The following is a 3,527-nucleotide window of genomic DNA, read 5'->3' on the forward strand; positions in this document are numbered from 1 at the left end:
TGATCTTCCGGTTGTCCGCGAGATGCGCGGGTTCAAGTGTCGCGCGATTCATCATATTGGGAAAGCGAATATAAATGCGATATGATATTTGAAAATACGATGCATGGGGCCTCTATGAACATTGAACATGCCCGAACTTTCCTTGCCGTCGCTGATACCGGCAGCTTCGTCGCGGCCGCCGAAAGGCTTCACGTTACCCAGTCAACCGTGAGCGCCCGCATCCGGACACTCGAAGATCAGTTAGGCACCAGACTTTTCACTCGCAACAAGGCCGGCGCGGCGCTGACTGCGGGCGGTGGCCGGTTCTTGAAGCATGCAGCGCAGATGGTGCGAGCCCTCGAACGCGCGCGGCACGACGTCGGCCTGCCTGGACAATTCCGCGCGCGTGTCGTCATCGGGGCTCGCTTCGGCCTGTGGGAAGGGCTGATGATGCACTGGTTCGCCAATATCCAGCGGTCCCATCCTAGGGTTTCGTTTCATTCCGAAATCGGCTTCGAGCCGGAACTGATGCAGGCGCTGGTCGACGGGCGGATGGATATCGGAGTTATGTTCACCCCGCAGCGCCGGCCGATGCTCGAGCTCCTACCATTGCTTACTGAACAGCTGGTGCTTGTCTCCACCGAACCGACCGCTAGCATGCAGCCTGACGGCTATATCCATGTCGAGTGGGGCCCGGAATTCGACAATCAGTTCCGCGCTGGCTTTCCGGAGTTTCCCGGTCCTGCACTCTCGGCCAATATCGCCTGGCTCGGCCTTCAATATCTCAAGTTCAATGGAGGCAGCGGCTATTTTCCCCGGCGTCTGGTCGAACACCAGATCGATAGCGGCGCCCTGTTCCCGGTGCCCGGTGCGCCGGTGTTCGAATTGCCGGCGTGGATCGTGATCCGCGAGGATCGCAACAAAGCGCTTGTTGATCCGATGGTCCAGAGTTTGATGGCTGGCCTTGATGCGCCTTGATCTGCGATCAATTTCCGCTCTTGTCCTTTCCCAGCGGCCTGTCGCTCGCGTTCGGTATCCTGCTGGAACATTCCCGATCGGTCACCTCGCGTTCGGGCTCGCTGCGTAGTGCTTTCGCGGGATCGAAAAAACTCCTTCCGGCAAGGTTTCGTCCGCCCTTTGGTCGATCGAACCGAGTATGTCTGTCAGAGGCTTCATGCCGCGACCGAGGGTCCATAACTGATCGTTAGACGACCATCCACGCGGGAAGCAGTCGCGCCAGTTCTCTGACCGGCGCGCAAAGCGAGGTGGTGAGCAAAAGCAACCTTGGCAGCTGAGCTCTTAAATTCGTCGTTCACGGCTTCGACTTAAAAGCACGTCAAAACGGGTGTTCCAAGAGATGACGGGCCTGCGCGACCATGCCGTCCAGACGTGCGGCGGCCGTGGGGACATCGTTGAGCGCACCCACACCCTGACCCGCATAGAGTGCCATCGCCTCCAAGTCGCCGGTCGTGGTTCGCAGCGGCGAATCCGTGCTGAAGCGCAGGCGCGGCTGCTCGCCGTCGCGGGCGATGGCCTCGCGCGGAAGACTGTCAGGGTCGTGGCCGAGGTAATGTCCGTCCAGGCTCTCGGTCACGCTATTGGCGATCACCCGCACCGCAGCGCCCTTGGGCCAATTCAGAACGAAAACATCGGTCAGAACCGTGTGGTCGCCGGTGGCCTCCGTGATTCGGGATTTGTGATAGGGATGAGCGAAGGATTCCTCGGTCGCCAGAAAGGCCGTGCCGCATTGCACGCCATCGGCGCCGATGGTCAACGCGGCGGCGAGGCCCTCGCCCGTTGCGATCCCTCCGGAGACGACGACCGGCAGGTCGGTCTGCGCAAGGATTTGCTCGGCCAGCCCGAAAGCCGGGTGTCGTCCATGCACGTGACCGCCCGCCTCGACGCCCTGCGCGATGATCACATCCGCTCCGGCCTCTTCGGCGATCCGCGCGGCCTCGACCGTGCCGACCTGATGCAGAACAAGGCAACCGGCACGTTTCACGCGGGCCACCACGTCAGGCATCACGTCCCAGAAAAAGCTGAAGGCCGGCACGCCAAGATCGAGACAGCAGGCGATCTGCGCATCGAGCAGCGCTGGTTCGGTCGCCGCGGGGATCAAGTTGACGGCAAAAGGTCGGTCAGTCGCGTCCCGCAGCGCAGTAACCTCTGCGGCGATCAGGGCTGGGTCTTCGCGCACCATGCCCAAAATCCCGTAACCGCCCGCATTGGCCACGGCGGCGGCCAGTTCCCAGCGGGAAACGCCGCCCATCCCGGCCAGCAGAACTGGCTGGGCGCACCCCAGCAGGTCGCAAAGCGGTGTGTGCAGCGGGTTTATTGGCTGGTCCGTCATGCTTGCTCCTCCCGTTCTATAACCATTGGCGCAGGTAATCGCGTAACACGACGGCGTTATTATGTGCCTCGTCCTTTGAAGCATAAAGTAGCGTAACGACGTTCTCGCGTGCATATCCGGCGAGCTCGCGGACCAAATCGTCATGAGCGGCAAGTTCCGCCTCATAACGCGTGGTGAACTCCTGCCACCTATCAGGGTGCTCGTGGAACCAGCGCCGCAATTCGTCGCTCGGCGCGATCTCCTTGCACCAGTGAAACAGTCTGGCGCGGTCCTTCGCCATGCCGCGCGGCCAGAGACGATCGACCAATATCCGCTTGCCATCTGACACGCGTGCCGCGCGATAGATCCGCTTGACGCGGATAAGCTCGCCAGGAGCTTCGGAGGTGGGGGGGCTTGCTGACGGCATCAGCTGTCCGGCTTGTCCGTGTCGCCGATCATCTCAACTGCTTTCAGAGCATGGGTCCAAGAGGCGCCGGCGCGCATTTCCGCGGCGACCCAAATCGCTTCCATGACCTGTTCGTCCGAGGCGCCCGCACGCCGGGCGGCTTTGACATGGCTCTCGATGCACCATGGGCACTGCGTTACGTGCGCGACGGCCACGGCGATAAGCTGCTTGCTGCGCGCATCGAGCGCCCCTTCAGTGAACACCGTTTTCGAAAATGCGCGGAAGGCGTCCTCAGTCTTCGGCGCCAAGGCATGACGCCGCTCCACGAGATTCTTGGTCGGGTTGGGACGATGCATCTCAGACATGGCCTGCGCCTTGGGTTTCGAATTGCGGGAATAACACGTCGTTTTCCAGCCGGATATGGGCTGCTAGGTCTTCAAGAAATTCACCGACCCCGGCATAGAGCCGCGTCCAGCTTTGGCATGCACCGTCCGGCAATGTCAGATCGTTTGTCAATTGCCGGATCTGTTCGACCTCCGCCTCATGGTCGTCGTGATCCGCGCGCATCGTAGCGATCGGCCCGTCCAGCCTCGATGCTGCGTTGCGAATGGCGGGAAACAGAACCAGCTCCTCCTTCTTCATGTGGACTTCGAGCTCGCCGATCATCCGGTGCAGTAGCGCGGACAGCCCGGCAGGGACATCTGCTTGCGCGGCATGGACGGTTTCCACCTTTTCCGAGAGCGCCGCCAGTTCAGGCAATTGAGTGCGATGCTTGGCGTGATACTCTGCCTCGATGTAGCGGGTGAGGCTGGC

Annotated in this window: 5 protein-coding genes; 1 reads left to right on the top strand and 4 read right to left on the bottom strand. The window is 61.4% G+C overall.

Features of this window, described 5'->3' with window-relative positions; translation table 11 throughout:
- Positions 1–114: 114 nt before the first annotated feature.
- A complete protein-coding gene (locus DEM26_RS20065) occupies positions 115–957 on the top strand; it encodes a LysR family transcriptional regulator (RefSeq protein WP_088736251.1) in 843 nt (280 codons plus the stop codon).
- Between the two features lie 358 nt (positions 958–1,315).
- Here DEM26_RS20065 and DEM26_RS20070 read toward each other — a convergent pair whose 3' ends face one another.
- The 4 genes from DEM26_RS20070 to DEM26_RS20085 all read right to left on the bottom strand — a co-directional run.
- Positions 1,316–2,329 (bottom strand): NAD(P)H-dependent flavin oxidoreductase, encoded by a 1,014-nt coding sequence (locus DEM26_RS20070; RefSeq protein ID WP_075777504.1) that lies wholly within the window; start codon positions 2,327–2,329, stop codon positions 1,316–1,318.
- 16 nt (positions 2,330–2,345) lie between these two features.
- The gene (locus DEM26_RS20075; protein ID WP_078523314.1) at positions 2,346–2,735 is read right to left on the bottom strand and encodes a DUF488 domain-containing protein; all 390 of its coding nucleotides are present in this window, start codon (positions 2,733–2,735) and stop codon (positions 2,346–2,348) included.
- Positions 2,735–3,079, bottom strand: coding sequence for a carboxymuconolactone decarboxylase family protein (locus tag DEM26_RS20080; protein WP_075777506.1), 345 nt, complete (start codon positions 3,077–3,079; stop codon positions 2,735–2,737). The genes DEM26_RS20075 and DEM26_RS20080 overlap by 1 nt, the downstream gene beginning before the upstream one ends.
- Positions 3,072–3,527 (bottom strand): hemerythrin domain-containing protein (locus DEM26_RS20085; protein ID WP_109173297.1); only part of this gene is annotated, 456 nt, incomplete at its 5' end. The genes DEM26_RS20080 and DEM26_RS20085, both read right to left, overlap by 8 nt.

The sequence above is a fragment of the Thioclava sp. NG1 genome (assembly GCF_003122275.1).
GTDB classification, from domain to species: Bacteria; Pseudomonadota; Alphaproteobacteria; order Rhodobacterales; family Rhodobacteraceae; genus Thioclava; species Thioclava nitratireducens.

What these genes read in the sequence shown, in the direction of transcription:
- DEM26_RS20065 (WP_088736251.1), top strand. Translation starts at nt 115, where the DNA reads ATGAACATTGAACATGCCCGAACTTTCCTTGCCGTCGCTGATACCGGC.
- DEM26_RS20070 (WP_075777504.1), bottom strand. Translation starts at nt 2,329, where the DNA reads ATGACGGACCAGCCAATAAACCCGCTGCACACACCGCTTTGCGACCTG.
- DEM26_RS20075 (WP_078523314.1), bottom strand. Translation starts at nt 2,735, where the DNA reads ATGCCGTCAGCAAGCCCCCCCACCTCCGAAGCTCCTGGCGAGCTTATC.
- DEM26_RS20080 (WP_075777506.1), bottom strand. Translation starts at nt 3,079, where the DNA reads ATGTCTGAGATGCATCGTCCCAACCCGACCAAGAATCTCGTGGAGCGG.